This window comes from Alteromonas sp. CI.11.F.A3, assembly GCF_032925565.1.
Classification (GTDB): Bacteria; Pseudomonadota; Gammaproteobacteria; order Enterobacterales; family Alteromonadaceae; genus Alteromonas.
On sequence record NZ_CP136708.1, the window covers coordinates 1400952 to 1419197 of the forward strand.

At 41.7% G+C, this 18246-nt stretch carries 18 protein-coding genes; 6 read left to right on the forward strand and 12 right to left on the reverse strand.

Going from position 1 to position 18246, the window contains the following annotated elements; genetic code table 11:
• Positions 1-4: 4 nt before the first annotated feature.
• From R1T43_RS05950 to R1T43_RS05960, 3 genes are all read right to left on the reverse strand, one after another.
• Positions 5-3424, reverse strand: coding sequence for a winged helix-turn-helix domain-containing protein (locus R1T43_RS05950; RefSeq protein ID WP_317353911.1), 3420 nt, complete (start codon positions 3422-3424; stop codon positions 5-7).
• A gap of 193 nt (positions 3425-3617) precedes the next feature.
• Complete coding sequence (locus R1T43_RS05955) at positions 3618-4061, reverse strand: ricin-type beta-trefoil lectin domain protein (protein WP_317353913.1); 444 nt, start codon at positions 4059-4061, stop codon at positions 3618-3620.
• Between the two features lie 43 nt (positions 4062-4104).
• Positions 4105-4725 carry a hypothetical protein gene (locus tag R1T43_RS05960; RefSeq protein WP_317353916.1) on the reverse strand — a complete coding sequence of 207 codons (621 nt, stop codon included), beginning with the start codon at positions 4723-4725 and terminating at the stop codon, positions 4105-4107.
• Positions 4726-5038: 313 nt separating this feature from the next.
• On the opposite strand from R1T43_RS05960, the gene R1T43_RS05965 reads away from it, so the two are divergent.
• Both R1T43_RS05965 and R1T43_RS05970 read left to right on the forward strand, forming a co-directional pair.
• Positions 5039-6646 (forward strand): PrsW family intramembrane metalloprotease, encoded by a 1608-nt coding sequence (locus R1T43_RS05965; protein WP_317353919.1) that lies wholly within the window; start codon positions 5039-5041, stop codon positions 6644-6646.
• Between the two features lie 87 nt (positions 6647-6733).
• Positions 6734-7042, forward strand: coding sequence for a hypothetical protein (locus R1T43_RS05970; RefSeq protein ID WP_211072004.1), 309 nt, complete (start codon positions 6734-6736; stop codon positions 7040-7042).
• 36 nt (positions 7043-7078) lie between these two features.
• Here R1T43_RS05970 and R1T43_RS05975 read toward each other — a convergent pair whose 3' ends face one another.
• The 3 genes from R1T43_RS05975 to R1T43_RS05985 form a co-directional block, all read right to left on the reverse strand.
• Complete coding sequence (locus R1T43_RS05975; RefSeq protein WP_317353922.1) at positions 7079-7870, reverse strand: glycine betaine ABC transporter substrate-binding protein; 792 nt, start codon at positions 7868-7870, stop codon at positions 7079-7081.
• Positions 7867-8169 carry a putative quinol monooxygenase gene (locus R1T43_RS05980; protein WP_211072002.1) on the reverse strand — a complete coding sequence of 101 codons (303 nt, stop codon included), beginning with the start codon at positions 8167-8169 and terminating at the stop codon, positions 7867-7869. Before R1T43_RS05980 ends, R1T43_RS05975 begins: the two co-directional genes overlap by 4 nt.
• A 98-nt stretch (positions 8170-8267) precedes the next feature.
• The gene (locus R1T43_RS05985) at positions 8268-9371 is read right to left on the reverse strand and encodes an L-dopachrome tautomerase-related protein (protein ID WP_317353926.1); all 1104 of its coding nucleotides are present in this window, start codon (positions 9369-9371) and stop codon (positions 8268-8270) included.
• Between the two features lie 308 nt (positions 9372-9679).
• Between R1T43_RS05985 and R1T43_RS05990 the strand changes: the two genes are divergently transcribed.
• Positions 9680-10630, forward strand: coding sequence for a DnaJ C-terminal domain-containing protein (locus tag R1T43_RS05990; protein ID WP_317353929.1), 951 nt, complete (start codon positions 9680-9682; stop codon positions 10628-10630).
• Between the two features lies 1 nt (position 10631).
• The gene (locus tag R1T43_RS05995; protein ID WP_211071999.1) at positions 10632-10928 is read left to right on the forward strand and encodes a chaperone modulator CbpM; all 297 of its coding nucleotides are present in this window, start codon (positions 10632-10634) and stop codon (positions 10926-10928) included.
• A 7-nt stretch (positions 10929-10935) separates the two neighbouring features.
• Here R1T43_RS05995 and R1T43_RS06000 read toward each other — a convergent pair whose 3' ends face one another.
• The gene (locus tag R1T43_RS06000) at positions 10936-11856 is read right to left on the reverse strand and encodes a LysR substrate-binding domain-containing protein (protein WP_317353932.1); all 921 of its coding nucleotides are present in this window, start codon (positions 11854-11856) and stop codon (positions 10936-10938) included.
• Positions 11857-11965: 109 nt separating this feature from the next.
• On the opposite strand from R1T43_RS06000, the gene R1T43_RS06005 reads away from it, so the two are divergent.
• A complete protein-coding gene (locus R1T43_RS06005) occupies positions 11966-12199 on the forward strand; it encodes a hypothetical protein (protein WP_211071997.1) in 234 nt (77 codons plus the stop codon).
• On the opposite strand, the gene R1T43_RS06010 is transcribed toward R1T43_RS06005, so the two are convergent.
• On the reverse strand, positions 12192-12617 hold the full coding sequence (locus tag R1T43_RS06010) for a DUF2798 domain-containing protein (RefSeq protein ID WP_317353935.1): 426 nt from the start codon (positions 12615-12617) through the stop codon (positions 12192-12194). The two genes, R1T43_RS06005 and R1T43_RS06010, sit on opposite strands and share 8 nt — an antisense overlap.
• 110 nt (positions 12618-12727) lie before the next feature.
• Here R1T43_RS06010 and R1T43_RS06015 point away from each other — a divergent pair, with 110 nt between their 5' ends.
• The gene (locus tag R1T43_RS06015; RefSeq protein WP_211071995.1) at positions 12728-13147 is read left to right on the forward strand and encodes a MarR family transcriptional regulator; all 420 of its coding nucleotides are present in this window, start codon (positions 12728-12730) and stop codon (positions 13145-13147) included.
• Positions 13148-13164: 17 nt separating this feature from the next.
• On the opposite strand, the gene R1T43_RS06020 is transcribed toward R1T43_RS06015, so the two are convergent.
• The 4 genes from R1T43_RS06020 to R1T43_RS06035 form a co-directional block, all read right to left on the reverse strand.
• Complete coding sequence (locus R1T43_RS06020) at positions 13165-13713, reverse strand: YaeQ family protein (protein ID WP_211071994.1); 549 nt, start codon at positions 13711-13713, stop codon at positions 13165-13167.
• A 204-nt stretch (positions 13714-13917) separates the two neighbouring features.
• Complete coding sequence (locus tag R1T43_RS06025; RefSeq protein ID WP_317353941.1) at positions 13918-14970, reverse strand: alpha/beta hydrolase; 1053 nt, start codon at positions 14968-14970, stop codon at positions 13918-13920.
• 200 nt (positions 14971-15170) lie between these two features.
• Positions 15171-17177, reverse strand: coding sequence for a RecQ family ATP-dependent DNA helicase (locus R1T43_RS06030; protein WP_317353943.1), 2007 nt, complete (start codon positions 17175-17177; stop codon positions 15171-15173).
• A 71-nt stretch (positions 17178-17248) separates the two neighbouring features.
• Positions 17249-18205 (reverse strand): YihY/virulence factor BrkB family protein, encoded by a 957-nt coding sequence (locus tag R1T43_RS06035; protein ID WP_317353945.1) that lies wholly within the window; start codon positions 18203-18205, stop codon positions 17249-17251.
• Positions 18206-18246 lie beyond the last annotated feature (41 nt).

Genomic DNA, 18246 nt, shown 5'->3' on the forward strand with positions numbered 1-18246 from the left:
GGGTTTAAATGTCGTCTTTAGCGCGATTAACGGCGTCTGATAACTGAGGATGTAAGTACCCTTTTTTTTGCAGACCTAGCAGCACATCTTTAGCCGCACTTCGCTTAGATGACACAAGTAAAAAATAGAATTCAGTTAGTGAAGCATTCATATCTTTCGATAGTTTGTCAGTGTTCGCTGATGTGAGATGTGCGAGGGCTAAGCTTTCACGTTCTCCTCTGTCTACATCTTTTCCGGTATCCTCACCAAGAGTGCAGGAGTGATTTCTGCATTTTAAATGCAATTCCCAAAGTAGGCGTGGGGTAGACTCACTATTGAAATCTAAAGATGGCTTAGCAATATCTAATATTACCTGTGAGTTTTCGCGGTTTTCGAACCCCAATTTCACACTGTAAATTTTCTGTTTTATGGGTAGATTTTTGGTTTTGTTAAATGCAGCATAAGTGAGGTTGAGCAGTTCTGGGGCAGGTTTCTTTTCTTGTGTGTCGAAGAGTAAATGATAATCCCAATAGAAGAACATTAATGTAGCAACTTTGGTCATCCAGGCTTCATTTTCAGGTTCCTGTTTAGCCAGTTTTTGTGCCAGTACTACACCGTCGGCTATTGTTTTTTCAGCACCTGACGTGTTGCCAATGGACATTTGAGCTTGTATCAGCAAATTGGCAGATGACAAGGTTTGATAGGCAATGTTGTAGTCGTCAGGGTTTTCTAATAGCAACTTACCCGCAAGGGTATAGGCTTCTTGTGCCAGTTGCTCGGCTTCTCTAAATTCAAAAGTTTGAAAGGCGACCGCCACTAGCCCCAATAAAGAACCTCGCAGCGAAGTTTGAACTTCACTATGGTTAGGTTGCGACATTAGCATTTTGCGTTTTAACGCAATGGAATCACGGAAGCTTTGGCTGGCTTTTTGGTACTGGGAAATACGAAGCGCTAAACTACCAATATTGTGTTGAGCAGAGCTAACTTCCAGCATCCATTTGGGATTTAGCTCATCAAGCACTAACAGCTGTTGTGAGTAGTTAAGGTACTTCGTCCATTCTTCAATGGTAGTGGTATAGTTTTGTTTAAAGTAGGCGATGACGCCAATCCAATAATGAATATTTCCTTTTAAGAACAGCACTTGCTCACTAGTTTGTGCTGTACCTTGTGAAGTCGCATTTGCTGCAGCTATGCCCTCTAGTGACGTTTCTTTCGACAAGCCATAAGAAGCTTTTAGTGGCGCAGTGTCCTGTTTATTTAAAATATTTAACGCTTGAGACAACTGCTCGCTGGCATCTTCAAACTCTCCTCGGTTAATGTTTATTTCGGCTAAAAGCTTCAACGAATTGGCTTGCCTTAGCCCATCACCGGTTTCAATACCTGCGTAATAATCTAACGTTTTTTGTCCAACGCCTTCGAGTACATCTAGCTTTCCTATGGGCTCTAACTGACTGCGTAAGTCGCCCAGCATGTAATCAACTAAGCTTTCCGCTTTGTTTCGAAGTACCTGTGCGTGGTGACTTTGTTCAACGGCTAGCTGAGTTTGATTATTGCTATAAATGGCTAGGCCCGTTGTGGCCACAGCCAATATCGCTAGCGCGGCGATGGCCGTGGTTTTATAGCGCTGCGTTTTTTTATGCCGGCCTTCAGACAGACGAATGAATAGGGATTCCTGCGGTGTTAAGTGCAAGTGGGGTTGTTTTGCCATCCAGCGAGCGTCGTCTAACTTTCTGCCTGAGGGCAGCAACATGTCTTGAGGTTGGCCCGCATTTAACCAGCGACTGCAATCGGTATTGAGCTCCGTTCTTTTTAGCAACGCCGCACGGTTTTTTTGTGCCCAGTCGGTAATGCGATCCCAGTGTTTTAACAGGGCTTCATGGGCTACACAAACGCGCGTATTGCTTTTCACATCAAAGGGCGGAGTATTAGAAGCATATTCATTGGCTGCAATGTCAGACTCGGTAACAAATAATCGAGCATCAACAAACTGCTGAATAAAAGCTAAGTCGTTCTCATCACTGAATTGCTCGAACGGTACTTTTCTAGCAATCAAGCCGGTTTGGTTAACATCGTTAACGGTTACCAATTCGTGCATTACGCTCTTCCAACTCGCTTTAGCTGTGTCGCTCATGCTTTGGTAAGTACTCTCGGCTTGTTGCGCTATTGCGCCTTCTAAACCGCCAATGTCGGCAAAGGCAGAAAACAGCAGCGTGTTTTCTTTGTCGCGGCGCTGGTAAAGCAAGTCTAGGGTGAACTCCATTAAGGGCAGTGCATCGGGGTGCCCAATCGCCGCTTCTAGCAATACCTCATCAAGCTTTTCTCCCGTTTGTAAGTTTTCTTCAAAGCTAAGCCCTGCGGAAAGTGCCGGCAGGCGTATCATACGGGCAATATCTGTAGCATTTGGAGGTTGAAGATCGTATTGCTGGCCTTCGTCTTTAAGCCGTGCGAACCCCTCTAATTCCATGCTGTTGGCATAAAAGTCGTTTCGTAACGACACAATTAAAATAAGGCGTTGGGTTTTTACCAGCACGGTTAAAAAGCTAATTAAGCTAGCCGCGTCATCTTTTGATAAGTTTGCGTCTTGTAGCACTTGCTCAAATTGATCGATAACAATTAGATTGTTAGGGCGCGCTACTGAGTCCCTTGATGGCGCACTGTCATTTAATTCAGAATTGCTATCACTTTTTTTAAGCAATGCTTTTAAGTGAGACGGGTGTTGGCTTAGGTCATAGGCATGGGCGTCTAAATTCCAAGTATCAACCAACATGCCCATATCGTTAAGGGCCCCTAACAGCTGCCTGAATATACTACTGGCTTTGCCGCGGGTAGGGGTGATAACCGTGTAGTGCTGCACTTTTATACCCGCTAAACCTTCACTTCGGGTAATAAAGGGGATAACGCCAGCACGCAGCAATGATGATTTACCGCTGCCGCTTTTTCCCATTAATAACAAAAAACTGAAGTCATCATCCATCGCTTGGTTAAGGTGATGAACCACTTCAGCAATCGCTTTGTTTCTACCAAAGAAAATAGCCGCATGCTGAGGCTGGAAAGTTTGTAATCCTAGGTAGGGTGAGCCTTGGTTCCACTGAGTGAGTTTTTGAAGGTTGCCCCACCGCTGACGCTCGTCTAATTGCACCACATTCGCAATAATGCGATAGCCACGGCGCTGAACGGTTTCTATGTATGAAGGTTGCCTTGAATTATCGCCAAGCTTCTTGCGCAACATGGCAATACATTTTTGTACTGGAGCATCGCCATAAAACGTACCTTGCCAAAATTCTATAAGCAGTTGTTCGGTACTTATCACCTCGCCTGCGTGGGCTGACAGGTAGGCAAGCACGTCCATCATCTTAGGTTCAAGGTGAACAGATGTGTTGTTACGAGACAGGGAGTTCAGCGATGTGTTGACTTCCCAGTCACCAAGTTGAAAGGTTTCGCTCATGTCTACAGATATCCCATATCCAAGACAGACTGAACTCCAACCCCTTGATGGTTCTTCTTTTTGGGTCATCAATTTGCCATGTATAAGTCTAAACCGAGCGGGTGAGTTTGCAAGACTATTCATCGATTCTAAGGTTTTAAGTAGGTTGAACCCTGCCGCAAAAAACACTGCGGCAGAAGCCAATACGCCATGATTAATCCAGTTGGGCTACTTCGATGCTATTGTTTGTGGGAACGTCTAAGTGATTCAGAATAACGAAGTCGTAGGCGGTGTAACCGCGTTTAATAGACGTATTACATCGGGCAAGCGTTAGGGTACTTCTGCCTTGCGGTGATGTTAGGCATTTTCCACTACGTTGATTTTTAATCTTGCCAGAGCTTGTTATTGTCCAAGTATCGTAACTATCTATGCGGCAGTTTTCATAAGTTAACACATTGGTGCCCTTACGATTATAGCCGTAAGTCGACAAGCACTTAGTTTCATCGCTGTTATAAATAACCATTTGCTGCGGCGCATCTAGATTGTTACTCACCACACCCACTTTGTTCAATTCGTTGAAATTTGCTGCCTGAACGGCAGTGAATAAGAGTACTGCAGGGACTAGGCTAAAGGCTGCTTTTCTAATGACGTTTTTCATTATCGTTTCCTTTTTCTATAAATTTCGATAGTAAATTTAGGGTCTAAGTTAATTTTTTTAAGGCCATTAAACTGCGATCATCAGTGGCGGTAAGTGTGATGCCAAACAACTTAAATGAGGTCAGTCGTTCACGCTTCCCAACGAAATCTAATAAGGTTATTTCGTTTTTGTGATTGGCCCACGCAATATGGGTGAAATCATCGGCTGACATGGGCAAGGCATAGCTGTGTTTACGTAACGGTGAATAAACGCGAGGGCGAGTTTCTGTTTGGTTGTGCGATATAAACAACAACCAATTTCCTGCGCTTGACCATTGGGGGGAGTATTTGGTTTTTGATGCTGTACTTGGCATCGACTCAATAAGGCGGAGCGTGGCAAGCTGTGTATCATATAACCACAGGTGCAGGTTATGCGTCGTAAAGGTAAGATAGCGATTGTCATTCGACCAACTAAACTCACTAGCTTGCTGAACACGAGGAAGGTGAACTTCACGTTTAGACGTATTGGTTCCCAGCTCTATAACCAGAGTTTCTGGCTCACTCATATAGGCAACATAGCCATTGCTTTTATTGGCAGCATAGTGATTATCTGTATGTGTAACTGCGCTTACCCAGGTAGGAAATACCAAGATTATTGCGCAACAACCTAGCATTAACGGTTTCATGTTCATTCCTTAAAGTAGGGTGGAAAAGACCAATCCTTCTTGTCGCGACATCAACCTGCGCTTTTAAAGCGATTGGTGTTGGAATGAGTATTGCCGGTTACCAAGAAAAAGAACTTACGGAAACTTAACGGTTTGAAAATACTTCATGAAGTCAAACTTACGGGGTGGGAAAGCTATTATATTCAGTGGTATAAGAGTATTTTTTAGCAAACTACTTAAACGTTAAATAGTTTGGTGAATTCCTGTTTTGCAGCTATACGACTAAGTGTTAGGGTTGCTGAGCGTAATATAATAAGAAATTAAAGGGAATTTGATGAGTAAAATATGGTTGGTTCTGCTTGGTACGCCGTTTCTGATTGCTGCCTTAATAGTAAATTTTCTATTTAGCAGTGAGGACATTCCATTAGCGCAGAAAGCGGAAAATACAGCCATGTCTGGTAATCATGCCACGGCAGAAAGAATCTATGATGAGATGTTGCTCTCGGACCCATTAAACATAGCGCTCCACAGAGATAAAATTCGTAGCCATTTCAATATCCCAGAAAAAACGGGTAGAAGTTCGTATCGGGATGACAAAACAATAAAAGAGAATTACAAAGATTTATCTCAATCAGCTAGAAGGGAAAAATCTGATATTGGTTTTTATGGTTTGGGATACATTGAAATCATGGATGGAAATTCGGATAGAGCCTTAGATTTCTATCAATTAGTTAGGGATCCAGAGTTACCTTATTTGAATAACTCCATAGGCTACGTTTATTTAGAGCAAGAGCGCTACCTTGAAGCAGAGAAATACTTTTTAAGAGAGCTTGACGCCAACGCCAATATATCAGGTGCCTATTCAAATTTAGCTAATGTTTATAAGGCTACTCAGAATGACGCTAAGTTAACTAGGTTATTAAGCAATGAAGAAGTTGTTGGGTATGTTTCTAAAAGGCTTCTAAGGCATCACATGCTAGGTCAGGGCGATTTTGAGACATACAGCCATCATGCCTTCAAACTAGGTGATTACACAACATCAGGCGTGGTGGGGGCGGCATTAATTCTAATCGTTTGGGTGATTTTCTTGTTGTGGATAGACGTTTATGAAACTGAAAAAATTAGGCATATCCTTTTTGCACTGGTGATAGGTTGTGGTTTCTCTATGTTAGCCACACCCTTATACGATTTATATTTTGTTTGGCTTGGATGGGAGCTCAACGGAAACTACATTAACGATCTGCTGTACTGTATATTTGCTATCGGCGTAATAGAGGAAGCCGTAAAAATTATACCCTTTCTAATCTTGTTAAGATTCAAAAGTATTATCAACGAATCAATGGATTACATAGTATACGCATCAGTCTGCGGGTTGAGCTTTGCTTTTATGGAAAACATAATGTACTTCCATGAAGGTGGCTTAGATAATGTTTTGAGCCGATCTGTTTCTGCTACCGTCCTTCATATGACATTAACTTCTTTTGTTGCTTACGGTTTAATGTACGCTAAATATCAGGCCAAAAGTGGTGCGCTAGTTTATTTCATCTTCGCATTTTTCGCAGCTTGCGTAGTGCATGGGCTATATGATTTTTGGATAATATCTGATGGGTGGGTTGGTCATTTTAAGATCTTTTCGGTTGCAATTCTGTTTTACGCAGTGCATCGGTATGCGCTAGCTATCACCAATGCATTAAACGCTTCAGAGTTCAGTATTGGTAGGGGACAGTTGGTGCGTAGTGCAGAATTTCTCGGTGCTGCCATGACGATCATCGCCGCATACCAATACACCATAATTGGTTACAAGTTTGGTGCTGAAAACGCAAACTTAAACTTATTTTCAATGCTAATAGGGTCGGCCTTTTTAGCATTTATCCTTGTAACAGTGCTTGGAAATATCAGGGTAACCAACGGAAGATGGGTAAGCATACTCAAATTTTGGTAAGTAAAATAAAGTATAATTAACGGAAGTATTCGATTTTTGTTTAAGTTTAGCGCCTGTAAACGCTAAACCTTAAGATGGATCCCATAGATGAAAAAGCTTTCTAAAGTGCAAATTAAACAACAAGCACTTGTCCTTGACGTTGCGAACATGCTTGAAGCGCAAGGGCGCGCTGAAATTCCTGGCATGCTGCAATGCTGGTTTGATATGAAATACGAGCTATTCCCAAGCTCTTTACTACTGCGCTTTCAGTTTGAAAATGAGCAAGCCCTAGCAGCTGCAGAACCGGAATTATTAAAATGGCGAAAGCGCTTAAGCGCCGCAATGGTCAAGAAAGGCGTTATTTTAAAAGATATGCGCAGGCACTTGGTGTTTACCCTAGAAGGGCCTGATGATTAAATCAGGCCTTAAACTGGGCTTAAATGTCACTGCTGCTTAGGCTGGAATAATTTTATTTGAAATCAACCAATCCTTGGTAACATCGTCTAACGTTTTGTTATTTCTAGATACGTGGTAATCAAGCTGAGCAATAACATCATTGTTGAAACGCAAAGCATTTAGCGCATTTAATTGTGCTTTGGTAAATAACTGCTTTTTGTCGTCACGAATTAAAAGCACGGCACGATCAACAACACCTAATAGCCCTTTGGGCTCTTTAATTTCTCTAATCTTATGTTTGAAGTGCAAAAACTGAGGCTTCCAAAGCGGAACAACAAACCAATCTTCTCTTTCAACCTGTTTTTCAAACGCAGTAAAACAGTCCTCTTCAGTGCCAGTATGGAATTTATAACCCGCGTTATTTAGACCATATTTTTCCATCATTTTAATTGAAAACCGAGTGATACCCGCACCAGGATTTATTCCCTGAATATTAGCGTTGGTTTTTTCAATGACAGAAGGTTTTAGTAAATCCGCAACTTCAGATACTGCAGATTCAGGAATATAATCCGGCACTCCCCACAAGGCATAAGGTTCATAATGCAAACCGAGCTCTGTTAGTGAAATTACTTCCTCAATATTAGCCTTGTATACACCATGACTAGACGGCAACCAAGCAGACGCGAGTAGGTCTACTTCACCAGATTTGAGCTTTTCAAAGTTACTTTCATGAGGAGAATAGATTCTTTGTACATCAAATCCCATATCGCTGAGCACATTCGATACTAGCGACGCCGCTACATGGTGAAACGATAGGTTAGTAACACCTATCTTGATTAAATTTTTCATAACGTACCCTGATTCACTTTCATCATTTCATCAACGGTAAATTGCTCAAAGGCACCTTTTGTCGCGGCAACGAATGCCGTTAAATGCTTACTCTCATTATGTGCTTGCCACAGTTCTCGGGTTTCCCATATTTCGTAAACCATAAAATGCGCTTCGTTTTCTAAGCCTTGGTGAAGGTCATAGGTGATACAGCCTTCTTCGGGTAAAGTCATTTCAACAAGTTTTATCAGCTCAGATTTTACAACATTAATGTTGTCTTTCTTTGCAGTGATATTGGCAACAATCGTTAATGTATTCATGAAACGTTCCTTAACTGTGTGGCATTTGGGGGAGTTATTAGAGAATAAATGAAAAAATGAGAGTGAAATGGGTGCATTGCACCCATTCAAAATAGTTTTTAAGGCTGGTAGCTAAAACGATAAAGTGTGTAAGGTGGTTTAGCGTTTCCTAAACCTTGGCTAAATGCAGGATGTTGATGCAGTTGATCTTGGGTTACGTAAATATAACCGTTGCTTACCGCTAAGCTATCAGGCCATGAAAGACGTTTATCTTGAATCAGTATTTCGTAATTCCCCTTCGTTGTTAATCCCACCGCATTATGCTCTAAATCTGTGGCTAAAATGCCGCCGCCAGGTGCATAAGCAATACCATCGCTAGGGTTTTTAGGGCCATAAACTTCAATGCTTTGTGCTAGTTTTTTGTCTGAGTTTTTTGTGTTGCTAATGGCTGATGTCGGAATTCTGTAAACTTTTGTGCCAGTAAATGCACCAAAATATAACCACTCGTTTTTATCATCAATGGCAATTGGGTTTAAACCAAAGCGTAATGCGTTAGTTTCACCTTCTGGTGTTTTCGACGCCAATAAAGAAGCTTCAATCACTATGTCTTGGTCTTCAGGCATTAATTGTGCTGCACTTTCCAGTACACGCTTTGACTTGCCAGATTTCAGGTCGACAACGATAATGGCAGGCTTAGTAGCCCCTGCAAAGTTACCGAACGTCATATCGGCAATATAAATTTTGCCGTGTTTTTCATCAATAGAGAAATCTTGGATGAATGAATTTGGTTGAAGCGATGATTTTGCCAATGTAATCGTTGTGTGAAGCTTATGATTTACGCTGTCCCACGCGACTATTTGAGCTGGCGATGTTTCGCTACCCATATCAAGGATCCATACTACGCCTTGACTATCGCTGTGAACGCCAATAACAGATGTTAGTCCTACTTCCCCAGTTTCTGAGCCATCCGCCCAATCAGTGGTAGGGAAAGGTTGCTTTGAGCCATTTGCCATCACTTCAACCACTTTCACTTTAGGGTTATCTAGCGGATGCATGCTGATAATAGTACGACCACTTGGCGTAATAGTAATACCACCACCACGATATTCAGTAAACTGAGTAACAGGCTCTAGCGGGCCCACTTCTGCTGCATTTACCAGCGCGCCTACAACACTTGATAAGCCAATAGCAGCAGTAATAAGAGATGCTTTAAATAGTTTCATTGTCTTTCCTGTAATGGAGTAATAATTCAAAAAGCCCAAATGACACCCTTAAAGTCTGCTGTGTATTTGCACTGGTTTGGTGTTGTTTATTTCGAGAGGTATAGAATAGAGGTTAATTGCCAAGTTAAAAACAGTGTTTAATTTGAATGATTATCAAATTTTATTTGATAATTAATGTGAAGAGGAAACTACTGATCGTTAAAGCATCTTCATAACCAGTCACTCTGATGTTTGATCAATATCAATTTACGCTTTTTAGGTATCCGCTATATTAAAGATTCTATAGTCACTACGCTGAGCATCATTGAATGGAATTTAAAGATTATTATCAAATCCTTGGTGTTAAAGAAGATGCTGATTTAAAAGAAATAAAAAAAGCATATCGTAAGCTTGCTTTAAAGCTGCACCCAGATATGCAACCTGACAGTAATTCCGATGAAGAATTCAAAGAGTTAGTCGAAGCTTATGAGGTACTTAAAGACCCACAACGCAGAGCTGAATATGACGAATTGAAAAAATATGGTGCTGCCCCACACGATAATTTTCAACCGCCACCAGGCTGGCAAAGTAACAATGATTTCAATGGTGCTCACACCGGCGGCGACTTTTCCGACTTTTTTAATTCAGTATTTGGCGGTGGGTTCAACCAGGGGCCGCGTAGCCATCATTCAGACGACTTTTCAGGGTTTAACAATCACGGGCAAGATGCTGAGATTGAAGTTCCAGTATTCCTCGAAGATTTGTTTTCAGAAGCGCCCAAAACCATTCAGTTTTCGATGCCAATGCTAGAAGATGGAGAGGTTAAACACGTCAATAAAATTCTCAAAGTTAAAATACCTACCGGCGTGGTTGACTCAGAGCGGATAAGGCTAAAAGGTCAAGGCGGCAAAGGGCTGGGGCAGGGTAGAAACGGCGATCTCTATTTACATATTCGTTTAGTGCCGCATCCACTGTTCGATGTAGAAGGACACAACCTCGTCATTACAGTGCCGATATTGCCGTGGGAAGCCGTACTTGGATGTAAAGTTGAGGTACCTACCTTGGCAGGTAAGATTAACCTGAATATAAAGCCAAATAGTCAAACTGGTCAAAAACTGCGAGTGAAGGGTAAAGGGCTTAAAATGAAAACGGGCCTTGGTGATATGATTGCTGTTTTAAAAATCGTTGCTCCAGATAAAACGACTGACGAAGACAAGGCTTTGTGGCAACAACTAGCGCAATTAGAGCACGATGATCCTCGCGCGCACTGGAGTAAGTAAAATGACTAATTCACTGCTAATAATATCATTTGAAGAACTTTGCCACGTTGAACGACTAGACCAAGAAATGATTATCGAAGTTATTGATTATGGCATTGCTGAGCCTATCTCGGGTGACGGTACGAGTAATTGGATATTTGACACAAATAGCGTGCGGTGGGTAAAAAAAGCCATCAATCTGTACTCTCAATTAGAGTTGGATTGGGTAGCGGTTGCGATGATTGTTGAGTTGCTAAAACAAAAAGAAAAACTGGTAGTGGAAAACGAAAACCTTCAACGTCGGCTAACGCGGTTTTAACCTTTTTTTACGTTTGCAGTGCTTCATGGCTTGCCATTTTTTCTGTCAGCCATTCACAAAAATGCGCGATACGTTGCTGCTTCGGTGAGTTTTTAAGATAAACAAAGTGAGATTTCCAGCGTACTGGATGAGGAGTATCAACGGGCACTATCAATTGCCCTGATTTTAAATACTGCCCAATCATAACATCAGAGGCTAACATGACGCCTTGTCCTGCCAGCGCAGCGCTAAGTGCAAGATCGCTTGACGATACCACTGTTTTTCTCAACACTTTATTCGATAGATTTATTTTATTGTGTTCGAAGTATGACTCCCAACTTGCTTTCTCTTCTCCAGCAAGTGCTAGCAGGCGCGTGCCTAGCATATCTTCAACAGTATGCAGTTGCTTTTGAGTTTGAAAGGCAGGTGAACAAGCAGGTACGACGCCATTTTCACCAAATTTTCGCGTAATAAGGCCTTCATCCTGAGATGCGGTGGTTGAGGTATAAAAACGAATGGCTACGTCGATATCGCCTTTATGTAAACTTTCAATGCGATTAGATGCTTGAATATTGATATTAATATTGGGGAACTCATTAAAAAACTCGAACAAATTAGGCATAAGCCACAATGAACAAAAAGCTTGAGTAGATGTAACGGTTAAGCTTCCCTCTAAAGGCTCTTCGTGTATTTGGTTCAACCCATTAACGATTTCGCTAAATCCTTTTTCACATGATGCATAAAGTGTTCTGCCCGGGCCAGTTAAAATCATCTTTCGTGATTGCCTACGAAATAAGCTTACGCCTAGATTGGTTTCTAGTTGTCTCATCTGTTGGCTAACTGCCGCTTGTGAAATAAATAACTCTTCTGCTGCCTTGCTATAACTCTCATGTCTTGCGGCGACTTCAAAACAAAGCAGGTTATTCAGCCATCGTAATCGCTTATCCATTATTTTCTATTATATAAGTTCAGCTTATTTTATAAGTTAGATTTAATCGTTGGTTTAGTAAAGAACTAATCGCGACACTAGCTACACTAAATGACAAGGAGCTAGTGGCGTGAATACGAAAAAAAGTGGGGCGGTTTCATATTTAATGGCAATAAAAGATAAGCTTGCAGGCAGTTTTGACTACGCGAGCAAACGAGATTCTTTACAAGGTGATAATATTGCTAACGTTGAAAGCGCTGACAGTAATGAAACAGATGATACTGGTAAGAACAGCGCTTCAAAGGGCATGCTATCTAACATGGGAGATAAGTTGTACTTATCAAAGTGGAGTGCGTTTAAGTAGCCGAGGAAAAATGCGCCTCTAGTCTTGGTTTAACTACAAAGCTCATTAAACATGCCATTGCAATACCAATAGGTAATGCGGCAAATAAACTTAACGCTGCTTCTTTTGCGAATAGCTCAAGTGAAGGGAAACCTTGATTACTAAACGTTGTAACCATCGCTAGAATCGATTCCATGATAAAGGCCATTGTAAACCCGTGAATTAAATTGCGCTGCAACACTGAGGATGAGGCGAAAACACGCTGCACGAGTTTATTAACGAAATAAAAGATTATTCCGCCTATGGGTAACATGACTAAGAATGCAAACCTAAACGCGCTTAACCACGTTGGAATGAATGCTTGTTCTGGTAGAATACTCACAGATGTCATTATGGCCGTAAGTACTCCAATCAGTAGCGACGCTACTGGCAGCAGCATTAAGATTTTCTTGATATGGTTCACGATGATTTTACCCATTTAATTGGTTGACAATGTCAACTTTAATGATTTAAGTTGATAAAGTCAACTAAATAGGTTCCGTGTACGCTATGAAATTCAATGACGCCTTATTCAATTTGCTCAATACTATTCGAAATAATATTTTCTTAGAGATTAAAGATACTTCTTTAGCATTGGCACCAATGCAGTTGAAATCATTAAAAATTATCAGTCAAATAGATGCCTGCACGGGGCAAAAGCTGACAGATTTTTTGTGCAGAGATAAAGCGCAGATAAACAGATTAATCAAAGAGTTGGTCGATAACGACTTAGTAAAAAAAGTACAAAGTGAAGAAGATAAACGCAGCCAGATATTATCGTTAACGGAAAGTGGAAAACGCGCACTTGATATATTCGTAGAAATAGAAGAGCGCGTTTTTTCTGACATGCTTAAAGATGTTAGCGATGAAGAAAAAGAGATATTTAAGAAACTAGTACTTACATTCAAACATAATTTAGATGAAAGGTGAGTTAACTCACCTTAGTGTTATAAATGCTTTTCAATTTCTACTTCTATACATTCGCTATTGCCAGCGCTTTCGATAGTTAGCCAAATTTGGCCATCTTGCACCGTTACTTGCATTTGCATAGAACGGTCTACGGCACTGGCCAACGTGGTAGATAAGCTTTCAGGTAAGGTAAATACCGATAAGTTTTTTCGGGTGCGCAAGCTGTTCTGTTCTTTCTTCCACCAAGCATCGAAGCTGTTATCAGCGTATGCGTAAATCATCATCTGCTGGCTTTGATTGCAGCCTTTTTTAATGCGTTGTTCAGAAGGTTGGCCTAACTCAATCCAGAGTTCTATTACATCGCTGAAATCTTTTTGCCAAATGTCAGGCACTTCGTCATCGGAAAGCCCTTTTGTAAACTGCAATTGCTCGTGAGCATTAACAATAAATGCGACGATACGAAGCATCATGCGTGCATCATTTTCAGAAGGATGACGAGCAATAGTGAGATTGTGCTCATTGTAGTAATTACGATCCATATCAGTTATCGATATGTCCGCTTTAAAAATGGTTGCTTTAAGAGCCATGGTAATCCTGGTTATTCTTCACGACGCGTTACATCGCGCCTGACACTAGCATTACGATAATAAAGAGAGTACTACCGTTTTACGCGCATAGTAACAGGTAATAGCGATTGCAACACTACACAACCCTTTATCTGAATAGCGTTTGGCCAGGGTAAAACGCTCACTTTCGGCTTTAAACCCCTGACTGATCTCTAGTGCCCGGTATTAAGGCGCAGGAAATAGATCTGGTCGGTTCATAAACGTTACTATGTATTTAGCGATTTCAACTGATTTTTCTTCAACGCTGAAATGACCTGAATCCAGCAAATGTAGCTCAGCATTGGGTAGGTCTGTTAAATAAGCTTCTGCCCCTGCGGCAATAAAAGCCGGGTCTTTTTTACCCCATACAATTAGTGTGGGGGGCTGTTTCTTTCTTAAGAATGCTTGCCATTTTGGGTAGTCTAATAAATTGTTGTAGTAGTCTTGAAGCAACTGAACCTGTATGGCTCTGTCTTGTTCAGATTGCAAGAAATGTAAATCGTGAGTCCAGCTATCTGGGCTCATCACTTCTGTATTATGTTGAACATCACGTAAGTACTGTTTATGAATAACAGCTTCTGGAGAGGTAAAAGAGAAGATTTTTGTAGCTTGAGCAACCGATTTATCTTGATTGGCCGCTTTAAAAAAGGCTTGTCGCGGCGAAGTTAAACCGGCTAAGTAGGCATTGCCGTTTTGCACAATAAGCGCGTCTAACTTATCGGGATCACGCATTAGCATTCGAAACCCAACAGGCGCACCGAAGTCTTGAATATATAAACTGTATTTCTCTAGTTTAAGTACATTGAGTAAGCCATTAACGTGTTCGGCTAAGACATCAAATGTATAGGTTTGTTCTGAGGTACTAGGGCGATCACTATAACCGGACCCTAAATAATCTGGGGCAATGACATGGAAGCGACCAGACAATAACGGAATTAATTCTCTATACGAATGCGAGGAGGACGGGTATCCATGCAGCAGCACAATGGTGCGCTTGTGTTGTTCGCCCGCTTCGCGATAACAAATACGCTTTCCATTTACCATTTGGTATCGATAAAAGGTTTTAGATGGCCACGTTGCGCCATTGTTTTCAGAGTGAACTTCTGTTGCCGGCGTTTTGTTGATTGCAAACATTAAGGTTAGACATAACAAAAACGAAAGAAGTGCGGTTAGTGTCCCATTTTTAGACCAGCCTTGATTATATGAATTACCGGTTGTTGAACGATTTGGTGTTGCCATAAATACCTTCTATGCGTTGCGGCTAGAGCCATAGGTATTTACGCTAACAAAAACATTCCTTTTCAATGCACTTGTACACAAACACTTAAACTCTTGATACGAAAACTGAGCATAAATCCTCTTTAATACAGACCTGAAATGTCTGGTTTTCTTTCAAAAGTTTATAGGTTTTTCCTTTTTTGTTAACGGGTGGGCACCCGTCAAGCATTTCGCACTAGCATCAATTGCGTCACCATCGTCAATACATCAGCATAGCGGCAATGTTCACAGTGGCCAAAACCAGTTACCTGTCTTACTTTTAAGCGGGTGAATAAAGGCATAGTCATGCCTGTCAAAAACCTACAATAGATAGACGTTGTGATAGTGTCGCTAAATTTTCCCTGTAAATGAAAGTCTAGTGCTTGCATTGCCTCAGACACTTGAGTTTCATCTGGCATAGCGATGGGGGCAGAGTAATCTAGTTTGGCCACTTTACCATTGCACACACTGCAATGGCCGCATGCTTTTGGCGCCTGTTGGTCATCAAAATAGGCCGATAAGTTATAGTTTAAACAGCTATTAAGCTCGAAGAACCGTACCAGAGCAGCAATACGTTTTACTTCTTTAAGCTCATTTTCAGCAAAATACCGGGCTAAGCTTTCTGATAGATCATCTGCTAACAGTGCTTGTTGATTCACCTCGTAAACATCGGTGATTAAACGCGACGCGAGTTCGATATGATTATGTTCGTGTAAATATTCTAACGCCGTCACCACTCTTGAACGCTCGGCGCCGTAATGCTCAAAAATACTGTCAAAATTCACTACGCCCCATACTTTTTTCATATCGGTATGGGTGAAAACGGCGTTTAGGAAATCGCTTCGTTCTTTACTAAATAAGTTGAGAATATCGGTTTTTTCGGTATTAAAGCGGTATTTGAATTCAGCAAAATAGGCGTATAACGGACGGATAACTTTGGCTAGTTCCAACTGTACTAACAGCGTTTTAAGGGGCAGCTGACGAATATTACTTAACGTCGATAAGCTATTAATTTGTGTTTCCCATTGATACATACCTTTGTCCGATGCACTGTTTACAGTACTGCCTGAAGTGCCAGAGACTTGCTCTGGCGCTTGACTGGCAATGTCCTTAATTACCCGCTCAATAGCGGACTGGTCTGGCGTATCGCCATAAACAAAGTTTTCGATAGTTACCAGACCATCAAGGTTAGCCAGCACCGTGCAGTTGGCGTTTTGACCGTCGCGCCCACCACGGCCAATTTCTTGGCTGTAGTTCTCTATAGACTTAGGCAAATCGTAATGCACAACAAAACGAATGTCAGATTTATCAATGCCCATGCCAAACGCAATGGTGGCCACTACCACTTGTAGCTTGTTCGTCATGAAATCTTGTTGAATGTTCTGGCGAACATCACTATCTAGCCCCGCGTGATATGCACTTGCTGCACAGCCGTTTTGTTGTAAATAGCGGGCCACTTGTTCAGCGGTTTGTTGCAACGTGACATATACAATACCCGCACCTTGTTGAAGTTGAAGCTCGTTTAATAGCGCTTGGTTTTTATTTGCTTCTACCACCGGCAGCACATTCAAATTAAGGTTTGGGCGGTAGAAACCGGTTTGGACAATATTCTCGGGCGCAATATCAAACCGGCGTGCCATATCGAGTTTCACTTTTTTAGTGGCCGTTGCGGTTAGCAGCAGCACTAAAGGGATATTTAATTCTTGTTGATAGGCTGGCAGTTTCAAATAATCAGGGCGAAAGTTGTGCCCCCATTCAGAGATACAGTGTGCTTCGTCGATGACCAACATTGAAACCGCAACAGACTCTATAAATTGCCTGAAACGTTCGTTCTTAAAACGTTCTACCGACACCATTAAAATTTTACACTCACCAGAGCGAACATCGTTCATGACTTGCTTATTTTGCTCAGCAGTTAGTGTTGAATCGATGCTCGCGGCAGCAATGCCTTTGCTATGTAGAAAAGCGAGCTGATCTTTCATTAAGGCTAATAACGGGGATACCACTAATGTTAAATTAGGCAGTTGGGTTGCCACAAACTGATAACACAACGACTTGCCAGAGCCGGTAGGGAATATGGCAAGCGATGAGCGCTGATTTAACAGACCTTCTACAACCTCTTGCTGGCCGGAACGAAACGAGGGAAATCCAAACAGGTTTTGTAATAGTGAAGAGTAGTCTGTGGTCATTTAGCTGCGCATAGCCTTAAAGTATTTGAGGTTATGATACAGTAAGTAGCAGCATCTTTGTGCCTTCAACATCAACTTCCCCTCAAATCCTCTGGCGTGTTATCTGCTACCACGGCATCTCGTTCACCCATAGGTTTGTCTTCGCCTACGGTGCTGTCTGCCGAGGTTTGAAGCTCAATGGACGAGTTTACTTCCGCGCCAATAAGTATGATATAAGCGCTTAAGTACAGCCACATAAGTAGAATAATAATGCCACCTACCGAACCGTAGGTTTTGTTGTAACTGGCGAATTCATTCAAATAAATAGAAAACCCATACGATGCGGCAATCCACAATAAGGTAGCGAATAACGACCCCGGTGTAACCCATCGCCACTGCGCTGAACGCCTATGGGGTGCGTAACGGTATAGTGCCGATAGGCCGATGTTAAAGAGCAATAGCAACACAGGCCAGGTTATCCATGAAGCTTGCTTAAAGCTTATTAAGCCGCCAGACACCCAACTTATCATTTCTGGCAGTACCGTAATGCAAACTAGCGCAACAATAACGGTAGCTATCATACTGATGGTGCCGGTTATGCGGGCAAGCAAGCCTTTAAAAAAGCCTCTGCCATTATCTTCGATGTAGGTAATGTTACATGCGGTAATAAGTGCGTTGGCACCTTTGCTACTACTCCACAATGATAAAAAGAGCGTAAGAAAGAAGCCCCAACCCAGTGCTGAATTCGATTTTTGGGTAAGATTTTTAAGCTGTTCTTCAATAATATAGCTACTATCGCTAGGTACTACGTTAACCAATAAGGCCATGTGGCTTTGTAATTCTTCCGGCGACACCATTAAGCCATATAAAGAAATGGTTGCACCAAGAAGTGGGAATATTGCCAGCAAGCAATAGAATGCAACGCCTGCGGCAATAAGAGGAATGTTATGGCTTTGGATATTGGTAAAGGTTCGTTTAACAATACTCCACCAGTTTTTTAGCGTTAATCCCAAAGCAGATTCTGCTTGAGTAGATTGCGTCGTGCTCATGTAATTCCGTTCACTTTGCCCTTTGATAACGTTTATACAGT